General features: G+C 71.4%; 8 protein-coding genes and 1 pseudogene. 3 read left to right on the forward strand and 6 right to left on the reverse strand.

Annotation, left to right across the window (positions count from 1 at the left end; genetic code table 11):
- Window positions 1-19 precede the first annotated feature (19 nt).
- Window positions 20-5,164, forward strand: a pseudogene (locus JYK18_RS20310) (SDR family NAD(P)-dependent oxidoreductase); the annotation flags it as partial.
- Between the two features lie 308 nt (window positions 5,165-5,472).
- Here the strand turns inward: JYK18_RS20310 and JYK18_RS20315 are convergent.
- From JYK18_RS20315 to JYK18_RS20330, 4 genes are read right to left on the reverse strand one after another with little or no spacing between them, the layout of a single operon-like run.
- A complete protein-coding gene (locus tag JYK18_RS20315; protein WP_206803532.1) occupies window positions 5,473-6,657 on the reverse strand; it encodes a cytochrome P450 in 1,185 nt (394 codons plus the stop codon).
- Window positions 6,658-6,668: 11 nt separating this feature from the next.
- Window positions 6,669-7,844: a cytochrome P450 gene (locus JYK18_RS20320; protein WP_206803533.1), complete on the reverse strand. Its 1,176-nt coding sequence runs from the start codon at window positions 7,842-7,844 to the stop codon at window positions 6,669-6,671.
- A gap of 2 nt (window positions 7,845-7,846) precedes the next feature.
- Window positions 7,847-8,905 (reverse strand): DegT/DnrJ/EryC1/StrS aminotransferase family protein, encoded by a 1,059-nt coding sequence (locus tag JYK18_RS20325; protein ID WP_206803534.1) that lies wholly within the window; start codon window positions 8,903-8,905, stop codon window positions 7,847-7,849.
- Between the two features lie 8 nt (window positions 8,906-8,913).
- Window positions 8,914-10,305 (reverse strand): glycosyltransferase, encoded by a 1,392-nt coding sequence (locus JYK18_RS20330; RefSeq protein WP_206803535.1) that lies wholly within the window; start codon window positions 10,303-10,305, stop codon window positions 8,914-8,916.
- A gap of 116 nt (window positions 10,306-10,421) precedes the next feature.
- On the opposite strand from JYK18_RS20330, the gene JYK18_RS20335 reads away from it, so the two are divergent.
- Window positions 10,422-13,187, forward strand: coding sequence for a LuxR family transcriptional regulator (locus tag JYK18_RS20335; RefSeq protein WP_206803536.1), 2,766 nt, complete (start codon window positions 10,422-10,424; stop codon window positions 13,185-13,187).
- A 76-nt stretch (window positions 13,188-13,263) separates the two neighbouring features.
- On the opposite strand, the gene JYK18_RS20340 is transcribed toward JYK18_RS20335, so the two are convergent.
- A complete protein-coding gene (locus JYK18_RS20340) occupies window positions 13,264-14,871 on the reverse strand; it encodes a bifunctional 3-(3-hydroxy-phenyl)propionate/3-hydroxycinnamic acid hydroxylase (RefSeq protein WP_206803537.1) in 1,608 nt (535 codons plus the stop codon).
- Between the two features lie 12 nt (window positions 14,872-14,883).
- Complete coding sequence (locus JYK18_RS20345) at window positions 14,884-16,032, reverse strand: 3-deoxy-7-phosphoheptulonate synthase (protein WP_242579284.1); 1,149 nt, start codon at window positions 16,030-16,032, stop codon at window positions 14,884-14,886.
- Window positions 16,033-16,279: 247 nt separating this feature from the next.
- On the opposite strand from JYK18_RS20345, the gene JYK18_RS46775 reads away from it, so the two are divergent.
- Complete coding sequence (locus tag JYK18_RS46775) at window positions 16,280-24,013, forward strand: type I polyketide synthase (RefSeq protein WP_242579285.1); 7,734 nt, start codon at window positions 16,280-16,282, stop codon at window positions 24,011-24,013.
- The last annotated feature ends 28 nt before the right edge of the window (window positions 24,014-24,041 follow it).

The raw sequence follows: 24,041 nt of genomic DNA on the forward strand, positions 1-24,041 counted from the left end.
GCTCGTTGAATACCTGAAGTGGGTCACCGCCGATCTGCACGAGACCCGGCGCCGCCTGGAGGAGGCGGAGGCGGGCAGGCACGAACCGATCGCGGTGGTCGGCATGGCGTGCCGGTTCCCCGGCGGGGTGGCCTCGCCGGAGGACCTGTGGGCGCTGCTGTCCGGCGGCACCGACGCGATCGGCGGTTTCCCGACCGACCGCGGCTGGGACCTCAGCGTGCTCGCCGGCGACGGCCAGGGCCAGAGCGCCACGCTGCAGGGCGGTTTCCTCTACGACGCCGCCGAGTTCGACCCCGGGTTCTTCGGCATCTCCCCGCGTGAGGCGCTGGCGATGGACCCGCAGCAGCGGTTGCTGCTGGAGGTGTCGTGGGAGGCGATCGAGCGGGCCGGGATCGACCCGCTTTCCCTGCGCGGCAGCCGGACCGGTGTGTTCGCCGGGACGAACGGCCAGGACTACGGGCACGTGCTGATCGCGTCGCAGGAGGACGTCGAGGGCCACGCGGGCATGGGCACCTCGGCCAGCGTGATCTCCGGGCGCCTGTCCTACACCTTCGGGCTGGAGGGCCCGGCGGTCACCGTCGACACCGCGTGCTCGTCCTCACTGGTCGCGATGCACCTGGCCGGGCACGCCCTGCGCAGCGGGGAATGTTCGCTGGCCCTGGCCAGCGGTGTCACGGTGATGACCACCTCGTCGAACTTCGCCGGTTTCACCCGGCAGGGCGGGCTCGCGCCGGACGGACGCTGCAAGGCGTTCTCGGACAGCGCCGACGGAACCGGCTGGTCCGAGGGCATCGGCGTGCTGGTGCTGGAGAAGCTGTCGGACGCGCAGCGCAACGGGCACCCCGTGCTCGCGGTGGTGCGGGGTTCGGCGGTCAACCAGGACGGTGCCTCCAACGGCCTTTCCGCGCCGAACGGGCCTTCGCAGCGCGAGGTGATCCGGGCCGCCTTGGCCAGTGCCGGGCTGTCTTCGTCCGATGTGGACGCGGTGGAGGCACACGGCACGGGCACCACGCTCGGCGACCCGATCGAGGCGCAGGCACTGCTGGCCACCTACGGCCAGGACCGCGAACGCCCGTTGCTGCTGGGCGCGGTCAAGTCGAACCTCGGGCACACCCAGGCCGCCGCCGGGGTCGCGGGCGTGATCAAGACGATCATGGCGCTGAACCACGACCAGCTGCCGCAGACCCTGCACGTCACCGAACCCTCGTCCCATGTGGACTGGTCGGTGGGCAAGGTTCAGCTGCTGACCGAGCCGACCCCGTGGCCGGACGCCGGACGGGCCCGCCGCGCGGGGGTGTCGTCGTTCGGCGTCAGCGGTACGAACGCCCACGTGATCCTGGAGCAGGCCCCGCCGGCCGAGGTGACCACCGAACCGGCGAGCGTGCGCACGGAACTGGTGCCGCTGCTGGTTTCCGGCAAGTCCGAGGCCGCTCTGGACGCCCAGATCTCGCGGGTGAAGGAACTTTCGGGCCTTTCCCCGGTCGACGTCGGCTACTCGCTGGCCACCACGCGTTCGCAGTTCGAGCACCGGGCCGTGCTGGCCGGTGCCGAGGAACTCGCTCGCGGCACGGCTTCACACCGGTCGCTGGCCGTGTTGTTCACCGGGCAGGGCTCGCAGCGGATCGGCATGGGCCGGGAGCTGTACGCGCGGTTCCCGGTCTTCGCGTCCGCTTTGGACGAAGTGTTCGCGCACCTCGACGTCCGTGACGTGATGTGGGGCGACGACGCCGAAGCGCTGAACCAGACCGGGAACGCGCAGCCCGCGTTGTTCGCGCTCGAAGTGGCGCTGTACCGGCTGGTCGAGTCGTGGGGTGCCAAGCCGGACTACCTGGCCGGGCACTCGATCGGTGAGATCGCCGCGGCGCACGTGGCCGGGGTGCTGTCGCTGGAAGACGCGTGCACGCTGGTTTCCGCGCGGGCGCGGTTGATGCAGGCTCTCCCGACCGGTGGCGCGATGGTGGCGATCAAGGCCACCGAAGAGGAGGTCACGCCGCTGCTGGGCGACACCGTCTCGCTCGCCGCGGTCAACGGTCCGTCCTCGGTGGTGATCGCGGGCGAGGACGACGCCGTGGCCGCCATCGCGTCGAAGTTCGAGGGTGAGGGCCGCAAGACGAACCGCCTGTCGGTGTCGCACGCCTTCCACTCGCCGCTGATGGACCCGATGCTGGACGAGTTCCGCGGGGTGGTGGCGGGATTGTCCTTCGCCGAACCGGAGATCCCGGTGGTGACCAGCGGGGACGTGACCTCGCCGGAGTACTGGGTGCGGCACGTCCGCGACGCCGTGCGGTTCGCGGACGCCGTGGGCTCGTTGGTGTCCAATGGGGTCGGCGCGTTCCTGGAACTGGGCCCGGACGGGGTGCTTTCCGCGCTGTCGCAGGAAAGCTTGGAGGACGCGCCGCGCAAGGTCGCCGTCGTCCCGTCGTTGCGCAAGGACCGGCCCGAGGAGAAGTCGCTGCTGACCGCGCTGGCCAAGCTGCACGTGAGCGGCGTCCGGCTGGACTGGCCCGCGTACTTCACCGGCATGGGCGCCCAGCGCGTCGACCTGCCCACCTACGCCTTCCAGAACCAGCGCTTCTGGCCGACCGGCGGCGCGCGCCCGGAAACCGGTGCGCCGCAGTTGCCCAGCGGCCACCCTTCGCTGTTCCATTTGGACTGGGCTCCGGGCACGGCCGAACTGACCCCGGCGGGTGGCGCGCGGTGGGCCGTCATCGGTGCGGACGAGTTCGACATGGCGCACAAGATGTACGGCGCCGGCGAGACGATCACGGCCTACGGCGAGACGCTGACCGGCACGCTGGTCGACGGCGGCCTGGCGCCGGACGTGTTCCTGGTGTCGGTGGCCGGCCGGGTGGACACCGACGGGCCCGCGTCGGTGCACGAGCTGACCGGGCGCGTGCTGAACCTGATCAAGGAAAGCCTGGAGGACCAGCGGTTCGCGAACTCGAAGCTGGTCTTCGTCACCAGCGGCGCGGTCGCGTTGCCGGGGGAGAAGGTGACCGACGTGGGCGCCGCCGCGGTGTGCGGCCTGGTGCGCTCGGCCCAGTCGGAGAACCCCGGGCGCTTCCTGCTGGTGGACCTCGACGACACCGAGACCTCGCCCGCGGTGCTGCCCGCGCTGTTGTCCTCGGACGAACCGCAGGTGGTGCTGCGCAAGGGAAGCGTGCGCGTGGCGCGGCTGGCCAGGCTGGACGTGGAGAACCTGCCGCGGCGCGAACTGGACCCCGAGGGCACGGTGCTGCTGACCGGCGGCACCGGCGGACTGGGCAAGGTGCTCGCGCGGTACCTGGTGGCCGAGCGCGGGGTCCGGCACCTGGTGCTGGCTTCGCGGGGTGGCCCGCAGGCGCCGGGCGCGGCCGAGCTCCAGGCGTCGCTGTCGGAGCTGGGTGCCTCGGTGACGGTGGCGGCCTGCGATGTCGCCGACGCGGCGGCCTTGGCGGAGACGCTGGAGTCGATTCCCGCCGAGCACCCGCTGACCGCGGTGATCCACGCGGCGGGTGTGCTCGACGACGGCCTGGTCGGTTCGCTGACCCAGGAGCGGCTCGACGCGGTGCTGCGGCCGAAGGTGGACGCGGCGTGGAACCTGCACGTCGCGACGCGGTCGATGGACCTGCCGGTGTTCGCGCTGTACTCGTCGGTGTCCTCGGTGACCGGCGCGGTCGGGCAGGGCAACTACGCCGCGGCCAACGCCTTCCTGGACGCGCTGGCCGAGCACCGGCGCGGGCTCGGGCTGGTGGCGACGTCGCTGGCGTGGGGGCCGTGGGCGCAGGAAAGCGGGATGACCAGCGGGCTGAGCCAGGCCGCGATGGAGCGGATCATGCGCTCCGGCATGCCGCCGCTGACGCCGGACCAGGGCATGGCGCTGTTCGAGGCGGCGATCTCGCGTGAGGACGCGGTGGTCGTGCCGATGCACTTCAACGAGGAGGGCCAGCGGTCCCAGGGCGGCGCGGCGCCGTTGTTCCGCGGTCTGCTCGGCGATCCCGTCGTGGCCACCACGGAGAAGGCGTCGGTGACCGTGCTGGACCGGCTGCGCGGCATGGACCCGGCCGGGCAGCAGGACGCGTTGCAGGAGCTGGTGGTGCAGACCTCGGCGGTGCTGCTGGGGCACAGCGATGCCGGTGAGGTCGACCCGGAGCGGGACTTCCTCGAACTGGGCTTCGACTCGCTGATCGCGGTGGAGCTGCGGAACCAGCTGTCGGAGCTGCTGGGCATGAAGCTGCCGAGTTCGGTGGTGTTCGACAACAAGACGCCGTCGAAGCTGGCGGAGTGGCTGCTGGGCGAACTGCCCGCGGCGGCTTCGCCTGCGGCTGGGGCCGGTGGCGCGCAGCAGCTGGTGGACCCGAACGACACCGTGCAGGGCCTGTTCATGAAGGCGGTGAACGAGGGCAAGGCGGTGGAAGGGCTGCGGATGCTGAAGTACGTGGCGCAGTTGCGGCCGACCTTCGACACGCCGGCTGAGCTGGAGGAACTGCCGGGTGCGGTGACGCTGGCCGAGGGCCCGTCGAACCCGAGGCTGATCTGCGTCAGCGCGCCGGGGGCGAGTGCCGGGGTGCACATGTACGCGCGGATCGCCGCGCACCTGCGGGGCAAGCGGCACGTGTCGGCGTTGCCCCTGGTCGGTTTCGCGCCGGGCGAGAGCCTGCCCGCGACCACGGAGGCGGCGGCGCGGGTGGTCGCGGAGAGCGTGCTGGAGGCGAGCGACGGTGAGCCGTTCGTGCTGGTCGGCCACTCGACCGGGGGAACCCTGGCCTACTTCGCGGCGGCGGTGCTGGAGCAGACGTGGGGGATCAGCCCGGAGGCGGTGATCCTGCTGGACACGCTGAGCCTGCGGTACGACAGCAACGAGGGCATCAACTTCGACGCGGTGTCGAACAACTACTTCAACACGATGGACTCGCCGGCGGTGAAGATGAACAGCGCGCGGTTGTCGGCGATGGCGCACTGGTTCATGAAGATGACCGACATCGGCCTGCACCCGGAGGCGCCCACCCTGCTGATCCGGTGCGCGGTCGAGGTCGACGGCACCGAGCTGGAGACGGCGATGACCGAGGTCCCGATCCCGACGACCGAGGTGCGGATGATCGAAGCGGACCACATGGCGATGGTGAAGGAGTCGTCCCACCTGACCGCCGAGGTGATCGAAGACTGGCTGACCACGGTGCGCTGAGGGGTGGGCCGGGGCCGGGGCCACCCCGGTATTTCAGTGTGACTACGGCGAAGGCCTCGATGTCAAGGCGGGAAAGATGCCTTGACATCGAGGCCTTCGCCGTGTTTTGGGCTGTGGACCGGGGATGGGGAGGGGATGGGTGGGCAGGTGGTCCCGTTTCGCGCCCGGGTCCCCGTTTTGTGCCCGCGGCTCCCGTTTCGTGTCCGGCTCTCGTATTGTGCCCGGCTCCCGTCGCGTTCGCCGCTTGGGCGGTGCAGTGAATGTGGCTTTCACTGCCGAATCCGCTGTGAAAGCCACATTCACTGCGATCACCAGGTGACCGGCAGGCCTCCCAGGCCGTCTGCCAGGCCGCCGCCGCGCATTTGGAGGTCGGCGATCGGGACGGCCAGGCGTAGCGAGGGGAGCCGAGTGAAGAGCGCCGAGAAGGCCACCTGCAACTGCACCCGCGCCAGCGGCGCCCCGATGCAGTGCCAGATCCCGTGCGCGAACGTCAGGTGCGCGTTCGGCGAGCGCGTCACGTCGAACGTCGACGGCTCGTCGAAGGCCTGCGTGTCGAAGTTCGCCAGGGTGAAGTCGATCAGCACCAGGTCACCGGCGCGGATGGTGACCCCGCCGATCTCGATGTCCTCCGCGGCGTACCGCGGCAGCGCCGACCCGCCCGCCTTCGCCGCGCGCAGCACTTCCTCCACGGCGGTGGGCAGGTTGGCCAGTGCCGCTTCCAGCTGCCCCGGGTTCGTCGACAGCAGGGCCACCCCGAGATCGATGTGCGAGGCGACGCTCTCCAACCCGGCGAACAGCAGGTTCGCCGCGATCGGCCCCACCTGCTCGTCCGTCGCGCCGTTCTGCACCATGCGCGAGATGACGTCCTCACCGGGTTCCGCCCGCTTGCGCGCGCCCAGTTCCGCGGCGTACGCGAAGATCGCGCCCATCCCGCCCTCGGCGTCCTCCCGGTCGTCCACCCCGCCCATCTGCTGCAACGGCTCCAGGATCCGGTCCCGCTCGTCCAGCGGCACGCCGATCAGCTCGCACAGCACCAGCAGCGCGAACGGGAACGAGAACCCGCCGTGCAGATCGGTCGGCGGACCGGACTCCACAAAGGAATCCAAAGTGGACGCCGCGATGGCCTCCACCCGCGGCTTCAGGTTGAGCACGCGGCGCGCGGTGAAGTTCGGCGCCAGCCACGCCCGCGTCTGCTTGTGCGCGTCCCGCGCGGCCTCGTGGTCCGGGATGATCAGCATGTCCAGCAACGGGTTGTCCACGTACTTCGGCGCGGACCCCGGATCCAGGTGCGAGCGCCCGATGCGCTCGTCCATCAGCAACTGCTTGACCTCGGCGTAGCGCGTGACCAACCACGCCTCGTCCCCGGCGGGCGTGCGCACCCGGCAGATCGGCGCCTGCTCCTGCAGATCCCGCAGCAGCGTGCTCGGCCGCAGCCGCAGCAGGCCTTCCCGCTCCGTCGCCAGCGACGGCAGCTCGTCCTGCGAAGTTGTCATTCCCCAGTCTCCTACCAGCAAACGGGCAGGGCGTGCAGCCCGAACAGCACACCGTCGTATTTGTAGGGCAGGCCTTCGGGAGCCTCGGCCACCTTGAGCGTCGGCACGCGCTCGAACAGCTTGCGGTAGGCCACATCCATCTCGACCCGCACCAGGTTCTGCCCGAGGCACTGGTGAACGCCGTAACCGAAGGCGACGTGGTGCTGCGCGGACCGGCCGGGGTCGAACTCACCCGGCCGCTCGAACATCGCGGCGTCGTGGTTGGCGCCGGCGACCAGCGGCACGATGCCCTCACCGGCCTTGATCAGCTGACCGCCGATCTCCACGTCCTCCACGGCCACCCGCAGCGCCACCATGTCGGCCACCGAGTAGTACCGCAGCAGCTCCTCGACCACCCGCTCGTCACCGATCCACTGTGGATTGTCGATCAGCGTCATCGCGCCCAGCGCGATGTTGTTCGCGGTGGTCTCGTGCCCGGCGATCAGCAGCAGCATCGCCACCCCGGAGATCTCCGACGGGTCGAGCGTGCCCGCCGAGACCAGCCTGCTGATCAGGTCCTCGCCCGGCCGCTTCTGCCGCAGCGAGATCAGCCGGTTGAGGTAACGCAGGATCTGCTGGCTGGCGTCGTCGCGCTCGGCGTCGCTGGAGCTGATGGTCACCAGGATCTGCGTCTTCGACTCGAAGAAGTCGCGGTCCACCTTGGGCACGCCGAGCAGTGAGGAGATCACCAACGATGGCACCGGCAGCGCGAAGTCCGCCACCAGGTCCGCCGAGTTCCCCTTGGCCAGCATGCGGTCCAGCACACCGTCCACAATGGTCTCCACCGCCTCGCGCATCTCCTTGATGCGGCGCACGGTGAACTCCGGGATCAGCGCCTTGCGGAACCGGGTGTGCTCCGGCGGGTCGAGCGAGACGAACCACCCGGGCACCTCGTGCGCCGAGGGCGCGCCCCCGGTCCGGCCGGGCCGGGGGAAGCCCTCCTTCGACGGGTTGGAGCTGATCTTCGGCTCGGTCAGCACCTTGCGCACGTCCTCGTGCCTGGTCACCAGCCAGACCGAGCCCCCGGTCGGCAGCGACGCCTTGACCAGCCCGTCCAGCTGCCGGAACTGCGCGTACTCGTTCGGGGGGAACGGCTGGCCCGGCCGCCGCAGCATGAACGGGACCATCGGCTGTTCGACACTCGACATGATCACTCTTCCCCGTAGAACGCGCGGATCTTCCCGATGATGAAGTCCTGGTCCGGTTCGGTCAGCTGGGTGTAGGTCGGCAGGTACAGGCCGGTCTCGGCGAAGCGGTTCGCGTTCAGCCGTTCCCAGCCCTCGGCGAGGTAGCCGGGCTGGCGGCTCATCGGCTTGAAGAAGTACCGCGTCTCGATGCCCTCGGCGGCCAGGTGCGCCATCAGCTCGTCCCGCCGGTCGGCCAGCAGGTCGTACATCCACAGCACGTCCCGCGGCGGCATCAGCGTGATGCCGTCGATGCCTTCGAGGCCGGCGGTGTAGTGCTTGTCGATCGCCGCGCGCCGTTCGAGGATCTCGTCCAGCCGCTCCACCTGCGCCAGCGCGACGGCGGCCTGGAGATTGGTGATGCGGAAGTTGTAGGCGAGCTTCTTGTGCAGGAAGTTGTGCTCCTTGTTGAACGCCATGCCCCGCAGGTGCGCGATCTGGTCGGCCAGCCGGTGGTCGTCGGTCAGGCAGATGCCGCCCTCACCGGAGGTGATGATCTTGTTGGCGAACAGCGAGTAGCAGGCGATGTCGCCGACCGGCCGCACCCCGTGCGCCTCGGCGGTGTCCTCGACCACGCGCAGGTTGTACTCGAACGCGAGCTCCATGATCGCGTCCATGTCGCAGCGCCTGCCGTAGATGTGCACCGGCATGATCACCTTGGTGCGCGGGGTGATCTTGGCCTCGATCAGCCCCGGGTCCATGTTCAGGTCGTCGCCGCAGTCGACGAAGACCGGGGTGGCGCCCAGGTAGGTGACCGCCCACGCGGTGGCGATCATGGTGAACTCGGGGACCAGCACCTCGTCGCCGGGGCCGACGCCGAGCGCGCGCAGCGCGAGCGTCAGCGCGGTGGTGCCGGACGAGCAGGCCACGCCGCGCTCGATGCCGTTGTAGGCGGCGAAGGCCTCCTCGAACTGCCGGACGTACGGGCCCTGCGAGGAGATCCAGTTGCCGGTGACCGCCTTGGTCACGTACTCCAGCTCACGACCTTCCAGCCAGGGCTGGGAAACCGGGTACTTGTAGCCCATTTCTCCGCTCAGTCCTTCGCCATCGCCGGGAGGCCGAGGATCAGGTCGGCGGCCTTCTCGCGGCCGCCCGCCTGGTGCTGGAGGCGCGAAAGCCGCTCGGCGCGGGTGCGGAACGCGCTGTTGCCGAGCACCCTGGTCACCTTGTCCAGCACGTCGTCGACGTCCATGCCGTGCGGCCGGTCCAGGGTCAGGCTGATGCCGAACGACTCCCCGCGCACCGCCTGGTCGAAGCAGTCCACCCACAGCGGCCGCATCACCTGTGGTTTCCCGAAGTAGACGCTCTCGTTGTAGGCGTTGCCGCCGCCGTGCGAGAAGAACAGCTTCACGCTGGGGTGCGCGAGCACGTCGAGCTGAGACGGGACCCAGCTCTCGATCCGCAGGTTGCCGGGCAGCTGGTCGGCGGGTGGCAGCCACTTCTTCTGCTCGGCCGGGAGCTTCCAGAGCACGTCGTGCTGCCCGTCGAGCCGCCGCGCCACTTCGACCAGCGCGCCGACCTGCTCGGCGGTGAGCCGGGTGATGGTGCCGAATCCCATGTAGACCACCGAATCCCGGTCGGACAGCCAGTCCGCCAGTTCGGTGTCGTCCGATTCGGGCAACGGCGGCACCAGCGCGCCGACCGTGCGCACCTTCTCCGGCAGTTCGAACGGGTAGTCCAGCTCGGGAATGGTGTTGCACAGCACCAGTTCCGCCTGCTCCACCCGGACGAATTGGCCGAACGCCTCCGGTGCCACGCCGAGTTCCGCGCGGACCTGGGCGTCCTCGGCCTGCCGCGCGCGCATCTCCTTGGACATCGCCATGGTCAGCGTGCGCCAGCCGAACAGCCGGTTGCTCACGCGCTGCGCCAGGGTGCCCCGGAACGGCAACCCGGAATGGGGCACGGGGAAACCCTTGGGGGTGTACGACTTGCCGATCGGCACGTACGAGGTGAGCAGGTTGCTCGGCACGAACGGCACGCTCAGCACGTACGGGATCTTCCTGGTGATGGCCAGTTCGATGCCGAACCGGCACATGCTCTCGATCACCAGCAGGGCCGGGTCGATCTTCTCCACGGCCTCTTCCAGCCTGCGGTACTTGGCCATCCGCAGCCGGGGTTTGTCGGTCTGCTCGATGACCGCGCGGCGGGCCTTGAACTTAGACTTCTGCGTGACCCGCCGGTAGGTCTCGTCGTCCCAGGTGGTGGAGGACAGTTCGGGGATCGGGTCGCCCAGTGAGAAGAACTCGACCGGGGAACCCGCGTTGAGCTGCTCGACCGCATCGCGGCGGTTCTCGTCGGTGGCGAACCAGAGCCCGGCGACGCCGCGCCGGGACAGCTCTTCGGCCAGCACGAGCATCGGGTTCAGCAATCCGCTCTCGGAATAGCTGACGAACAGGATGGGGCGGCTCGGACTCTCGGGCGCCATGGACCGGAGCATGACGCACCGCCGGAACCGTTGTCCCGGGGCTCACGGCAACTCGAGGAAAACCCCTAGTACCCGGGGTGTGCAGGGGAAATACGTGATTCAGTGCAGGTGGTGGAGTGGGTCGGAACGAGGAGTGCGCGAGCATGCCGGAGCCGGGCGCGGAACAGCCAGCGGGGCTGGTCGAGCGCGCCGCCCAGTGGCACCGCCTGACCGGGCTGCTCGAGGCGGGCGGCGGCCGCGTGGTGCGCCTCACCGGCCCGGTCGCCACCGGTAAGACCGAGTTGCTGACCGCGCTGGGTGAGGCCGTCACCGGGTACCGGCGGTGTGCGGCTTCGTGCTCACGGGCGGAACGCGCGCTGCCGTTCGGTGTGGTGCACCAGCTGTTCCACGGCCTCGACCTGCCGGCGTCCACCGCGGACCGGCTGAAGCGGATCCTGGAGATCGGCGCGGGCGAGACCGACGCGCGGGAGGCCGCGCGCGTGCGGCATTCGCTGTGCCGCGTCCTGCTGGAGCAGGGCCCGGTACTGGTCACCGTCGACGACGTGCAGCACGCCGACGCCGAATCGGTGCACTGGCTGTGCTACCTGCTGAGACGGCTGCACACCGCGGACATCCTCCTCGTGCTGACCGAAGTGGACAGTCCGCGCGCCGGCTATTCGCCGCTGCACGAGGAACTCGCGCGCCAGGGCGCCGAACACCTGGAGCTGCGGCCGTTGTCCGAGGACGGGGTGGCCGCGCTGGCCGCCGAGCAGCTCGGCGGGCGGCGGGCGCGGCGGCTCGCGCCGAAGCTGTACCCGATCACCGGGGGCAGCCCGCTGCTGGTGCGCGCGGTGCTGGCCGACCTGCCCGAGCAGCCGGGTGAGGTGGTGCCCGGCCGGTGCTTCCGCCAGGGCCTGCTGAGCAGCCTGCACCGCTGCGAGCCGGAGGTGCTGGCCGTGGCCCGGTCGCTGGCCGTGCTCGGGGACGCGGCGAGTCCGGCGATGATCGCGGACCTCGGCGGGCTGGGCGAGGCGGCCGTGACCGCGTCGATCGACCTGCTCAACGCCGCCGAGCTGCTGGAACACGGTCAGTTCCGGCACCCGGAAGCGCGGGCGGCGGTGCTCGGTGACATGTCCGCGGCCGATCGCCGGTCGCGCAGCCTCGCCGCCGCGCGCCTGCGGCACGACCAGGGCGCGCCCGCCGGTGAGGTGGCGCCCTTCCTGCTCGACGCCGAGGACGCGCACAGCCCGTGGACCGTGCCCGTGCTGGTGGAGGCCGCCGAGCAGGCGCTGCGGGACGAGCGGATCACCGACGCCGTGCGGTTGCTCGACCTGGCCCACCGCGTCTGCCCGGGACTGGCGGAGCGCGCGGCCATCGCCGCCCGGCTCGCCAGGGCCGAGTGGCGGGTCAACCCCTCGGCCGCCGCCCGCCGGTTGCCGCCGCTGGTCACCTCGGTGGACCGGCTCGCCGAGCCGGACGTGCTGGCGCTGGTGCGGCAGTTGCTGTGGGACGGGCAGTTCACCGAGGCCAAGCGCGCGCTGGAAGCGGTGGAGAAGCTGGCCCGCCCGGTGGCGCGCACGAATCCGGGTGAAGACGCGAGGGCGATGGAGCTGTGGCTGGCCTGCTCGCACCCGGCGCTGGCGTCGCGGGGTCAGGTGCCGCCGGACGCGGCCAGGCGGTCGCTGGACCTGACCACCGGGCCCGCGCTGAAGGCCACCGCCGCGCTGGCCGGGGTGCTGACGCACGGGCCGGGCGAGCAGGTGGTCACCGACGCGGAGCAGGTGCTGGAGGCGGCGCGGCCGAGCGACGGCGTCTCGTGGGGACCGGAGACGGCGCTGACGGCGCTGCTGGCGCTCGTCTACGCCGACCGGCTGGAGGTCGCGCAAACGGCCTGCGAACGACTGTTGCCCGAAGCCGCGACCCCGGTCAGCCAGGCGTTGTACGCGGCCGCGCGGGCGGAGATCGCGGTGCGGCGCGGGGAGTTGCCGGTGGCCGTCGAGCAGGCGCAGACCGCGCTCGACCTGCTGCCGCCGACCGGCTGGGGCGTCGGCGCGGGGTTGCCGCTGGGCGCGTTGATCACCGCGCTGACGCGGATGGGCAGGCACACCGAGGCGGCGAAGCGGCTGGAGCAGTCGGTGCCGGAGGCGATGTTCCAGAGCCGGCACGGGCTGCACTACCTGGCCGCGCGCGGGACCCACTACCTGGCCACTTCGCGGCACTACGCGGCGCTGGCGGATTTCCTGGCCTGTGGTGAGCTGATGACGAGCTGGGGCCTGGACATGCCGGGCCTGGTGCCGTGGCGGACCAGCGCGGCCGAGGCGTGGCTGCGGCACGGCAACCGCGACGAGGCGCGACGGCTGATCAACGAGCAACTGGCGAAACTGGGCCCCGGCGGCTCGCGGACGCGGGGCACGGCGTTGCGCCTGCTGGCCGCGACGAGCCAGCCGCACACCCGGCCGCAGCTGCTCGCCGACGCCGTGTCCATTTTGGAGGAACACGGGGACCAGTACGAGCTGGCGCTGGCGCTGGCCGACCTGAGCCGGACGCACCAGGCACTGCGGGAACACCGGCGGGCGTGGACGATCGCGCGCCGGGCGTGGCACGTGGCCAACGCCTGCGATGCCGCGGAACTGTGCGAGGAACTGCTGCCGAGCCGCTCGAAGCCGGAGGTGGCGCGGCGGAAGACCCCCGCGGCGAACGGCATCGACGCCCTGACCGACGCCGAGCGGCGGGTGGCCGCGCTGGCCGCCGTGGGGTACACGAACCGGGAGATCGCGAACAAGCTGTTCATCACGCCGAGCACGATCGAACAGCACCTGACACGGGTCTACCGGAAGCTGAACGTGAAGTACCGGAAAGACCTGCCCGCCGACCTGCTCACCGACCTGGCGGGCACCGCCTGATCTGGCGGGCACCGCCTGAAGTGGTGTGAATGTGGCTTTCACTGCGAAATCCGCAGTGAAAGCCACATTCACACCACTAGGCCGGTACCCCGGCCCGCGCGGTCAGGTGCGAGCGCAGCTCCTGCACCATGGTCGAGAGGTCCGCCCGGTCCGCCGCCGCCCCGTAGAGGTAGAAGTCCGGCCGTACCAAGGCTCCGACCACCTTCGACGAAGCCAGCCAAGGCAGGTACACGTCATCCGTGTCCTCCACCTCGAACGGCTCGGCCGCCGCCGACGGCACCACCCGCACCACGTGCGCCCCGATCTCGTCCAGGAATTCCAGGTCCGCGCCGTCCAGCACCGAGTACGGGTCGAACGTCGAGATCAGCACGAAACCCCGGCCCACCACGTCGTCGAACAACCCCGTCGACGAACCCCGCGTGACCCGCCCCTGCGGGCTCAGCTCACCCGCGGGCGCCAGCGGCTCCCCAGCGGAATTCCGCCGCACCACACCGGTTTCCAGCGAATAGAACGAAGAAGAATCCTCCGACGACGAACCGTCCGCGGACGGCGCCGCCTGCATGCCGAGCAGGTGCGTGTCCCGCGCGGCAGCCGCCACCGTGTCCAGTTCCGAGATGATCTTCCCCATCTCCACCGAGACGTTGATCGCGTGCCGCACCTGCGGGTCGCGCTCGGCCGGGTACTCGTCGAGCAGGGCCGCGTCGGACACCCCGCGCAGCACCAGGTCCAGCTTCCAGGCCAGGTTCGCCGCGTCCCGCACGCCCGAGCACATGCCCTGCCCGGCGAACGGCGGCATCAGGTGCGCCGCGTCCCCGGCGATCAGCACCCGGCCCTCCCGCCACTTGTCCGCGATCCGCGCCTGGAAGGTGTACATGGTGTGACGGCACAGCGTCGCGTTCTCCGGCGTCGCGTCGAACCGCTTGAGCAGCCGCCACACGTTCTCCGGCCGGTTCATCCGCTCGACCGTCTCGCCCGGCAGCCGCCGGAACTCCCACCGCCGGTGCCCGCGCCCGCTGGCCACCATGGTGGTCGGCCGCAGCGGGTCGCAGATCTGCCGGTCGTTCGGGTGGAACTCGCGCGGCTCGTGGAACAGCACGTCGCACAGCAGCCAGTCCTGCTTGAAGCCGAGATCGGTGTTGGTCGAGCCGATGTGCTCGCGCACGAAGCTGTTCGCCCCGTCGCAGCCGATCACCCACGACGCGGTGATCCGGTCGTAGCCCTCGTGCGGACCCGGCGCCTCGACCTCGACGTACGAGCCGTGGTCGGCCAGCCCGATCGCGGTGTGCCCGGTGAGCACCTTCAGCGTCGGCAGCTTCGCGGCCTGCTCCGAGAGCGCCGCCTCCAGCGTGGGGTGGTGGATGACCACGGCGGGTGGCCAGCCGTCACGGCCGGTTTCGAACGGCACGTCGAAGCGCATCAGTCGCTGCCCGGCGGAGTTCAGGAACTCGTACTCGCCGAGCCGCTCGTAGATCTCCGGCAGCGCGTCCCCGATGCCCGCGGCGGCGAAGTTCCGCGCGGTCTCGCCGTCGAACCCCTTGACGCGCGGGAACGGGTACGGCTCCGGCCAGCGCTCCAGCACGATCACCCGCCACCCGCGCTGGGCGAGCAGCATGGACAGGGTCTGGCCGGCCGGTCCGTTGCCGACGATCACCACGTCGGCGTCGTAGCGTTCAGTCTCTGGCATGTCCCATCCGCTCTAGAAAACGGTGTCGATCAGTTCGAAGGCCTGTTCCGGGTTGAGCCTCGGGTCGCACAGCGACTCGTAGCGGTCGGCGAGCTGTCGTTCGCCCGCCACCGGCCCGCCCACGCATTCGGTCACGTCGGCGGCCGCCACTTCCAGGTGCAGTCCGCCGGGGTGCGCGCCCAGCCCCTCGACGATCCGCGTGAAAGCGGCGGCCTCGTCGATGATGTCCGCCAGGTACCTGGTCTTCTGCCCAGTTTCCGCGCGGACGGTGTTGCCGTGCATCGGATCGCTCAGCCAGACCACCGGGTGCCCTGCCGCCCGCACCGCGCGCACCACCGGCGGCAGCGCCGCTTCGATCGCGCGGCCCATCCGCACGATCAGCGTCAGCCTGCCGGGCGTGCGGTCGGGGTCGAGCAGTTCGCACAGGCGCAGCGCGGTTTCCGGATCGGTACCGGGTCCGACCTTGCAGCCGACCGGGTTCACCGCCGACGCGAGCAGGTGGACGTGGGCGTGGTCGAGCTGCCGGGTGCGTTCGCCGATCCACGGGAAGTGCGTCGACGAGAGGTAGTCACCGCCGAGCCCGGCGCGGACCAGCGGGCGTTCGTAGTCGAGCACCAGCGCCTCGTGGCTGGTCCACGGGCCGCTGCGCCCGGGTTCCCAGTGCGTGCGCAACGCACCGAGCACGTCCGCGCTGGCCTGGTACGCCCACAGCATGCGGCGCGGGTCGTGCTGCCTGCCCGCGAAGTCCGGTTCGAACGAGTTGACCAGGTGCCCGCGGAAGACCGGCACTTCCACGCCGTTGACCGTTTCGAACGCGTTCGAGCGTGGTTTCGCGTACTGCCCGGCCATCCGTCCGAAGCGGACCACCGGCTGGGAAACCTTCTTGGCGAACAGATCGCCGAGTTCGGTGAGGACGGTGACCTTCGCGGCGGTGCGGGAAAGACTGGCGTCACCGAAGCTCTCGGCGCAGTCACCCGCCTGCAGCACGCGTGCCGAACCGTCGGCGACCGCGGCCAGCGCGCCGCGCACCTCCAGCAGTTCCGCCTCGGTGACCAGCGGGCCGGCTGCCGAAAGCCGCCGTTGCGTGCGCTCGAAGTCGCGGTGGTGCCGCCAGTCCGGCTGCTCGGCCGCGGGGAGCGGGCCGGGTTCGGCCCGGCGCATGGTGGGCTGCATTCGGCAACATCTCCTGCGTTGGCTGGCGAGCGGGGTCAACGGTGGAAAATGTGCACAAAACCGGACGCTACCAGCAGTCCGAGCCGCGATCGGCACGCTCGCGCACACACTAGGGAAATGACTGCACCGGGACGAAGATAGGGGGGTCACAGGGGGGTGATGCAGGGAAATTGCCGTTGTGCGACGGGCAGCATCGCGCCGGTGAACTGCACCGCCGATCCCGGGAGTTCCGCTGATGTTGCGTACAGAGCTGATCCGGCCCCTGCCCGAACTGCTGGCCGCGCACGCTGAGCGAATGCCGGCCAAGGTGGCCTTCCGCGACCACCGGCGGGCGGTCACCTACGCGGAGCTGTACCGGCGCACCGGCAGGCTGGCCGGGCACCTGGCGGGACTGCGGTTGCAGCCAGGCGACCGGGCGCTGATCTACCTGGGCAACTCGGTCGAGGTGATCGAGAGCTACCTGTCCATCGCCAGGGCCAGCGGGGTCGGCGTGCCGTTCAACCCGCATTCGGCGGCCGCCGAGCTGGAGCACGTGGTCGACGACAGCGGGGCCAGCGTGGTCATCACCGATCCCGCCCACCTGGCGCAGGTGCTCGCGCTGCTGGCCGGGCGGCCGTACCTGCGCGTGGTGCTCACCGGGGACGAGCCGGTGCCGGAGCACCCGGCCGTGGTGTCCTACGCGGACCTGATGGCCACCCCGCCGGACCTGCCCGCGCGCGACGACCAGGAACTCGACGACGTCGCCTGGATGCTCTACACCTCCGGCACCACCGGCAAACCCAAGGGCGTGCTGTCCACCCAGCGCAGCTGCCTGTGGTCGGTGGCCGCCTGCTACGCGCCGATCATCGGACTGTCCGAAGAGGACCTGGTGCTGTGGCCGCTGCCGCTGCACCACAGCCTCGCGCACATCTTCACCGTGCTCGGGGTGACCGCGGTCGGCGCCACCGCGCACCTGATGGACGGGTTCGCCGCCGAGGACGTGCTGCGCGCGCTCGGCGAGGACGAGTACACCTTCCTCGCCGGGGTCCCGGCGCTCTACCACTACCTGCTCGAGGCCTCGGCCGGTACCGAGGTCCGCGCGCACCACCTGCGGGCCTGCCTGACCGGCGGCACGGTCTGCCCGGCGGCGCTGCGGCACTCCTTCGAGCGGGCGTTCGGCGTCCCGCTGCTCGACTGCTACGGCAGCACCGAGGCCTGCGGTTCCTTCGTGGTCAACGGGATCAGCGGGACCAGGGTGGACGGTTCGTGCGGGCTGCCGATCCCCGGCGTGGCGGTGCGCCTGGTCGATCCGGACACCGGACTGGACGTGGCCTCGGGCGACGAGGGCGAGCTGTGGTTCCGCGGGCCGAACCTGATGGTCGGTTACCACAACCAGCCGGAGGCGACCGCCGAGGCGATGTCGAACGGCTGGTACCGCACCGGTGACCTGGCCCGCGCCGACGAGGCCGGCTACCTGACCATCACCGGGCGGATCAAGGAACTGATCATCCGCAACGGCGAGAACATCCACCCCGGCGAAGTGGAGGAAGTGCTCCGCAAGGTGCCGGGCGTGGCCGACGTGGCGGTGGTCGGCCGCCCGCACGACGTGCTCGGCGAGGTGCCGATCGCCTTTGTCGTGCCCGGTCCCGGCCTCGACCCCGAGCTGTTGTTCGACACCTGCCGCGAGCAGTTGTCGAACTTCAAGGTGCCCGAGGAGCTGTACGAGATCGACGAGGTGCCGCGCACGCCGTCGGGCAAGATCACCCGGCACGTGCTGCTCGACCGCCCGGCCCGGCTGCGCGCGGCCAGCGGCGGCAGGCACGAGTCCCTGTTGCGGACCGACTGGGTGCCGTTGCCTTCGGTCCGCCCCAGCACCGCGCCACCGCCGACCGACTGGGCGGTGCTCGGCCCGGACCACTTCGGACTGACCCAGGGCCTGGTTTCGGCCGGGATGTCGGTGCGGGAACACGCCGACGCCGCCGCGTTGCACGTGGCCGCGTCGCTGGGTGAGCCGGTGCCGGAGGTCGCCGTGCTGTGCTGCCCGACCGGTGGTGCCGGGACCGATGCCGCGCACGAGGCGATGCGCGAACTGTCGGACCTGCTGTGGTCGTGGGCGCACGACGACTGGCTCGCCGGCTGCCGCCTGGTCGTGGTGACCAGGGGCGCGCTGGCCACCGGCGCCGGCGAGGACGTCACCGACCTGGTGCACGCCTCGCTGTGGGGCCTGCTGCGGTCGGTGCAGGCGGAGTACCCGAACCGGTTCGTCCTGGTGGACCTCGACGAGCACTCGCCGCCGGTGCTGCCGTTCGCGGTGGGATCCGACGAGCCGCAGCTGGCCATCCGCGGCGGGATCGCGTTCCGCCCGCGGCTGATGCGCGTCACCGCGAACACCGACGGGCAGCCGATGCACCTCGATCCGAAGAGGACGGTGGTGGTCACCGGCGCCACCGGCCCGATGGGCGTGGCGCTGACCCGGCACCTGGTCAGCGCGCACGGTGCCAGGAACCTCCTGTTGATCAACCCGGGTGACGACGAGCTGGAAGCCGAACTGGGCAAGCTCGGCGCCCGCGTCACCACGGCGACCTGCGACCTCGGTGACCGCGAAGCGCTCGGCCGGGTGCTCGGCGGGCTGAAGCGGCCGGTCACCGCTGTGCTGCACTGCGACGGCGAGGTGGAGAGCCCGTCCGCCCCGCCCGGCGACCGGCGCCTGGCTTTCCGCTCCATTGTGGATGGTGCGGTCAACCTGCACGAGCTGACCGGCGAGCTGTCGGCGTTCGTGCTGCTGGGTTCGGTCGCCGGTGCGCTCGGCGCCGCCGGACGCGGTGACCAGGCCGCCGCCACCGCCTTCCTGACCGCGCTCGCGCAGTACCGCCGCGCCCGCCGGATGCCCGCGGTGTGCGTGGCGCTGGGCACCGCCGCGCAGGCGGCCGAACTGTCCACTCAGGAATGCCTGGCCATGTTCGACGCGGTCACCGCGATGGACCTGCCGCACGCGGTGGTGATGCGGGTCAACGAGCAGACCGCGTCGCGGACCGTGCCCGCCCTGCTGCGCGGTCTGGTCGACACCGCGCCCACCACCGATTCGGCCTCGCTGAAGGAACGCGTCGCCGCGATGTCGGCGGACGAACGGGAAACCTTCCTGGTCGACCTGATCCGCGCGGAGGTGGCGACCATCCCCGGTATCACCGGTGGGGAGCGCGCCGGTGCCGGGAAGACCTTCCGCGAACTGGGGTTCACCTCGGTCAGCGCGGTGGAACTGCGCAACCGCCTGGCCGCCGCGACCGGACTGGGCCTGACCGCGACGGTGGCCTTCGACTACCCGACCCCGGTGGCGCTGGCCCGGCACCTGCGGGCCGTGCTGCTCGGCGAGCAGGCGCCCAAGATCGTCGTCGAGACCGGCGCGCCGGATGAGCCGATCGCCATCGTCGGCATGGCCTGCCGGTATCCCGGTGGGGTGCGGTCGCCGGAGGACCTGTGGCGGCTGGTCACCGAGGGCGCCGAGGTGGTCTCGGACTTCCCCGCCGACCGCGGCTGGGACCTGGCCAGGCTGTTCGGCTCCGAATCCGGCGCCACCTACTGCCAGCAGGGCGGTTTCCTCTACGACGCACCGGACTTCGACGCCGGGTTCTTCGGCATCTCCCCACGTGAAGCGCTGGCGATGGACCCGCAGCAGCGGCTGGTGCTGGAAACCTCGTGGGAGGCGGTCGAACGGGCCGGGATCGACCCGCTTTCCCTGCGCGGCAGCAAGACCGGGATGTTCGCCGGGGTGATGTACCACGACTACGGCTGGGGGCTGGCCGATCCGCCGGAGGGGTCCGAGGCGTACTGGGGCATCGGCAACGCGGGCAGCGTGGTGTCCGGCCGGGTGTCCTACGCGCTGGGGCTCGAAGGCCCGGCGGTCACCGTGGACACCGCGTGCTCCTCGTCGCTGGTCGCGATGCACTGGGCCGGGCAGTCGCTGCGCGAGGGCGAATGCGACCTGGCGCTGGCCGGTGGGGTCGCGGTGATGTCTACCCCGCAGACGTTCGTGGAGTTCTCGCTGCAAGGCGGGCTGGCGCCAGACGGGCGGTGCAAGTCCTTCGCCGACGCGGCCGATGGCACCGGCTGGTCCGAGGGCGTCGGGTTTGTCGTCCTGGAACGCCTTTCCGACGCCAAGCGCAACGGGCACACCGTTCTCGCCGTGCTGCGGGGGAGCGCGGTGAACCAGGACGGCGCGTCGAACGGGCTGACCGCGCCGAACGGGCCGTCGCAGCAACGCGTCATACTCCAGGCGCTGGCGAACGCCGGGCTGAAGCCGTCCGATGTGGACGCGATGGAAGCCCACGGCACCGGGACCACGCTGGGCGACCCGATCGAGGCGCAGGCGCTGCTGGCGACCTACGGCCAGGATCGCGAACAGCCGCTGCTGCTGGGCTCGGTCAAGTCGAACCTCGGGCACACGCAGGCCGCCGCCGGCGTGGCCGGGGTGATCAAGATGGTGCAGGCGCTGCGGCATGGCGTGCTGCCGAAGACCCTGCACGTGGACCAGCCCTCGTCCTATGTGGACTGGTCGGCTGGTGCCGTCGAACTGGTCACCGAGCAGCGGGACTGGCCTTCGCACGACCGCCCGGCCAGGGCCGGGGTGTCGTCGTTCGGCATCAGCGGGACCAACGCGCACGTGATCGTCGAGCAGGCGCCACCGCAACCGCGGGTGGTCGAGCCCGCCGAGGTCACGCCGTCGGTGGTGCCGTGGCTGGTCTCCGCCCGCTCGGCCACCGCGCTCGACGCCCAGGCCGACCGGCTGCGCGCACTCGACGGCGACCCGCTGGACATCGGCTTCTCCACGGTGGTCTCGCGGTCGGTCTTCGAGCACCGCGCGGTGCTCATCGACGGCCTGGAGGTCGCGCGCGGTGAGGCCGCCGACCGTTCGGTGGCGGTCCTGTTCTCCGGTCAGGGCAGCCAGCGGATCGGCATGGGCCGCGAGCTGTACCAGCGCTTCCCGGTGTTCGCCCGGGCGCTGGACGAGGTGCTCGAACACCTCGACGTCCGCGACGTCATGTGGGGCACCGACGAGGAGGCCTTGAACCAGACCGGCGCCACGCAGCCCGCGTTGTTCGCCATCGAGGTCGCGCTGTTCCGGCTGATCGAGTCGTGGGGGGTCCGGCCCGACTACCTGGCCGGGCACTCCATCGGCGAGATCGCCGCCGCGCACGTGGCCGGGGTGCTCACCCTGGACGACGCGGGCAAGCTCGTCGAAGCACGCGCGAAGCTGATGCAGGCCCTGCCCGCCGGCGGAGCGATGATCGCCATCGAGGCCACCGAGGACGAAGTCGCGCCGCTGCTCACCGACGAGGTCTCGATCGCCGCGATCAACGGCCCGCGGTCACTGGTGATCTCCGGAAACGCGCAGGTCGCGGCCGGTATTGCCGGGTCTTTCGCCGAGCAGGGGCGGAAGTCTAGGCGTTTGCCGGTCAGCCATGCGTTCCACTCACCCTTGATGAACTCGATGCTGGATGACTTCCGGGCGGTGGTGTCGGGGCTGTCGTTCACCGCGCCGCGGGTGCCGGTGGTGTCGAACCTGACCGGGGCCGTCGCCACCGGCGCCGAGCTGTGCTCGCCGGACTACTGGGTCCAGCACGTGCGCGGCACCGTGCGCTTCGCCGACGGCGTGCGCGCGCTGGCCGACGCGGGCGCGGACGTCTTCCTCGAACTGGGCCCGGACGGGGTGCTCTCCGGCATGGCCGCGGACTCGGCGCCCGACGCGACGCTGGTCCCCCTGCTGCGCAAGGACCGCCCGGAGGAGGTCAGCGCGCTCACCGCGTTGGCGAAACTGCACGTCAGCGGGGTGCCGGTGAGCTGGCGGCCGGTCTTCACCGGCACCGGGGCGCGCCGGGTGGACCTGCCGACCTACGCCTTCCAGCGGCAGCGGTTCTGGCCCGAGCTGGCCGCCCCGGCCACCGCGACCGGCTCGGACCCGGTGGACGCCGCGTTCTGGAGCCTGGTCGACGACGGTGACCTGGCCACCGTGGCCGCGACGCTGGAGGTCGACCCCAAGATCGCCGCCACCATGGTGCCCGCGCTGGCGACCTGGCGGAACCGGCGGCGCGCCCAGTCCGTTGTGGACTCCTGGCGCTACCGCGAGTCGTGGGCGCGGCTGCCCGAGCCCGCCGCTCCGGCCGGGCGGTCGTGGCTGGCGGTCGTGGACCGCGAGGACGAGTGGTCCACCGCGGTGCTCGCCGCGCTCGGCCCCGACGTGGTGCGCGTCGAGGTGTCCGACCGCAAGGCCATGACCGCGAAGTTCGAGGACCTCGCCGGGCACGAGTTCGCCGGGGTGGTTTCGCTGGCCGGGCTGAGCGAAGCGCCGTCGCACGGTGCCGTCCCGGCCGGGCTGCTCTACTCCGTCGAAGTGGTGCAGGCCCTGGGCGATGCCGGGATCGAGGCGCCGGTCTGGCTGGTCACGCGTGGTGCGGTGGCGGTCGGGAACCCGGCTGAGGTGACCCGCCCCGAGCAGGGCGCGCTGTGGGGCCTCGGCCGGTCGGCCGCGCTGGAGCTGCCGCGCCGCTGGGGCGGGCTCGTCGACCTGCCCGAGCAGTTCGACGAGCAGGCCGGGAAGCGGTTCGCGGCGGTGCTGACCGGCGACGAGGACCAGGTCGCCGTCCGGGCCGGTGGGGTGTTCGGCCGTCGGCTGGTGCACGCCCCGGCCACCGGCGCGCGGCCGGAGGACTGGCGGTTGCGCGGCACGGTCCTGATCACCGGCGGCACGGGCGGGCTCGGCGGGCACGTCGCCCGGTGGGCCGTCGCGAGCGGAGCCGAGCACGTGGTGTTGACCAGCCGCCGCGGTCCGGACGCGCCCGGCGCCGCCGAGCTGACGGCCGAACTGGAAGCCGAGGGCACGCGGGTGACCGTCGTGGCCTGCGACGCGGCCGACCGCGACGCACTGCGCGAGGTGCTGGCCGATCTCGACGTGAACGCGGTGGTGCACGCCGCCGGGGTCGGAGTCGGGGACGCGCCGATCGGCTCGGTGACCGCGGCCCAACTGGACGGAATGCTGCGTTCGAAGCTGACCGCCGCGTGGAACCTGCACGAGCTGACCGGTGACCTGGACGCCCTCGTGTTGTTCTCCTCGGGCGCGGGGAGCTGGGGCAGCGGTGGTCAGCCCGGATACGCGGCGGGCAACGCCTACCTGGACGCGCTGGCGGCGCACCGCCGCGGCCAGGGCCTGCCGGCGACGTCGATCGCCTGGGGTTCCTGGGCCGACGCCGGACTCGGCGCCGACAACCCGGAACTGTCCGAGCACATGCGCCGCGTCGGCGTGCTGCCGATGGAACCGCGGCTGGCCATCGCCGCGTTGCAGCAGGCGCTGGAGGACGGCGAAACCCTGCTCACCGTGACGAACACGGACTGGAAGCGGTTCGCGCCCAGCTTCACCGCGACCCGGCCGAGCCCGCTGCTGGCCGACCTGCCCGAGGTGGCCGCGGCACTGGCCGCCGAACCGGAGACCGGCGCGGAACCGGAGTTGCGGCAACGGCTCGCGGACCTGTCCGAAGCCGATCGCGCCCGGCTCCTGCTCGACCTGGTGCGGGGCGAGGCGGCCGCGGTGCTGGGCCACGACCGTCCACAAGCGATTCCGGCGGACAGGGTGTTCCGCGAGCAGGGGTTCGACTCGGTGACCGCGGTGGAGATGCGCGAGCGGCTCCGGGTGAAGTCCGGCCTGTCGCTGCCCGCGGCGCTGGTGTTCGACTACCCGACCCCGCGGGCCGTGGCCGCCTACCTCGGCGAGAACCTGGTGACCGAGCCACCGCGCGGGTCGGCGGCGAGCGAACTCGACCGGTTCGAAGCGGCGCTGTGGGCGGAGACCGCCGACACGCAGGTCATCGGCGAACGCCTGGAAGCGATCCTGCAGCGGCTGCGCAAGCCCGCCGCCACGCGTTCGTCCGAAGAGGACATCAACTCGGTCCCGGTGGACCGGCTACTCGACATCATCGACGGGGAACTCTCCGACCTCTCGTGATGCCTCCTGGCTAGTCAGCAGAAAGAGG

This window comes from Amycolatopsis sp. 195334CR (assembly GCF_017309385.1).
In the GTDB taxonomy this organism is placed as follows: Bacteria; Actinomycetota; Actinomycetes; order Mycobacteriales; family Pseudonocardiaceae; genus Amycolatopsis.

Coding starts and splice junctions, on each gene's coding strand:
- JYK18_RS20315 (WP_206803532.1), bottom strand. CDS start 6,657: ATGACAACTTCGCAGGACGAGCTGCCGTCGCTGGCGACGGAGCGGGAA.
- JYK18_RS20320 (WP_206803533.1), bottom strand. CDS start 7,844: ATGTCGAGTGTCGAACAGCCGATGGTCCCGTTCATGCTGCGGCGGCCG.
- JYK18_RS20325 (WP_206803534.1), bottom strand. CDS start 8,905: ATGGGCTACAAGTACCCGGTTTCCCAGCCCTGGCTGGAAGGTCGTGAG.
- JYK18_RS20330 (WP_206803535.1), bottom strand. CDS start 10,305: ATGGCGCCCGAGAGTCCGAGCCGCCCCATCCTGTTCGTCAGCTATTCC.
- JYK18_RS20340 (WP_206803537.1), bottom strand. CDS start 14,871: ATGCCAGAGACTGAACGCTACGACGCCGACGTGGTGATCGTCGGCAAC.
- JYK18_RS20345 (WP_242579284.1), bottom strand. CDS start 16,032: ATGCGCCGGGCCGAACCCGGCCCGCTCCCCGCGGCCGAGCAGCCGGAC.
- JYK18_RS46775 (WP_242579285.1), top strand. CDS start 16,280: ATGTTGCGTACAGAGCTGATCCGGCCCCTGCCCGAACTGCTGGCCGCG.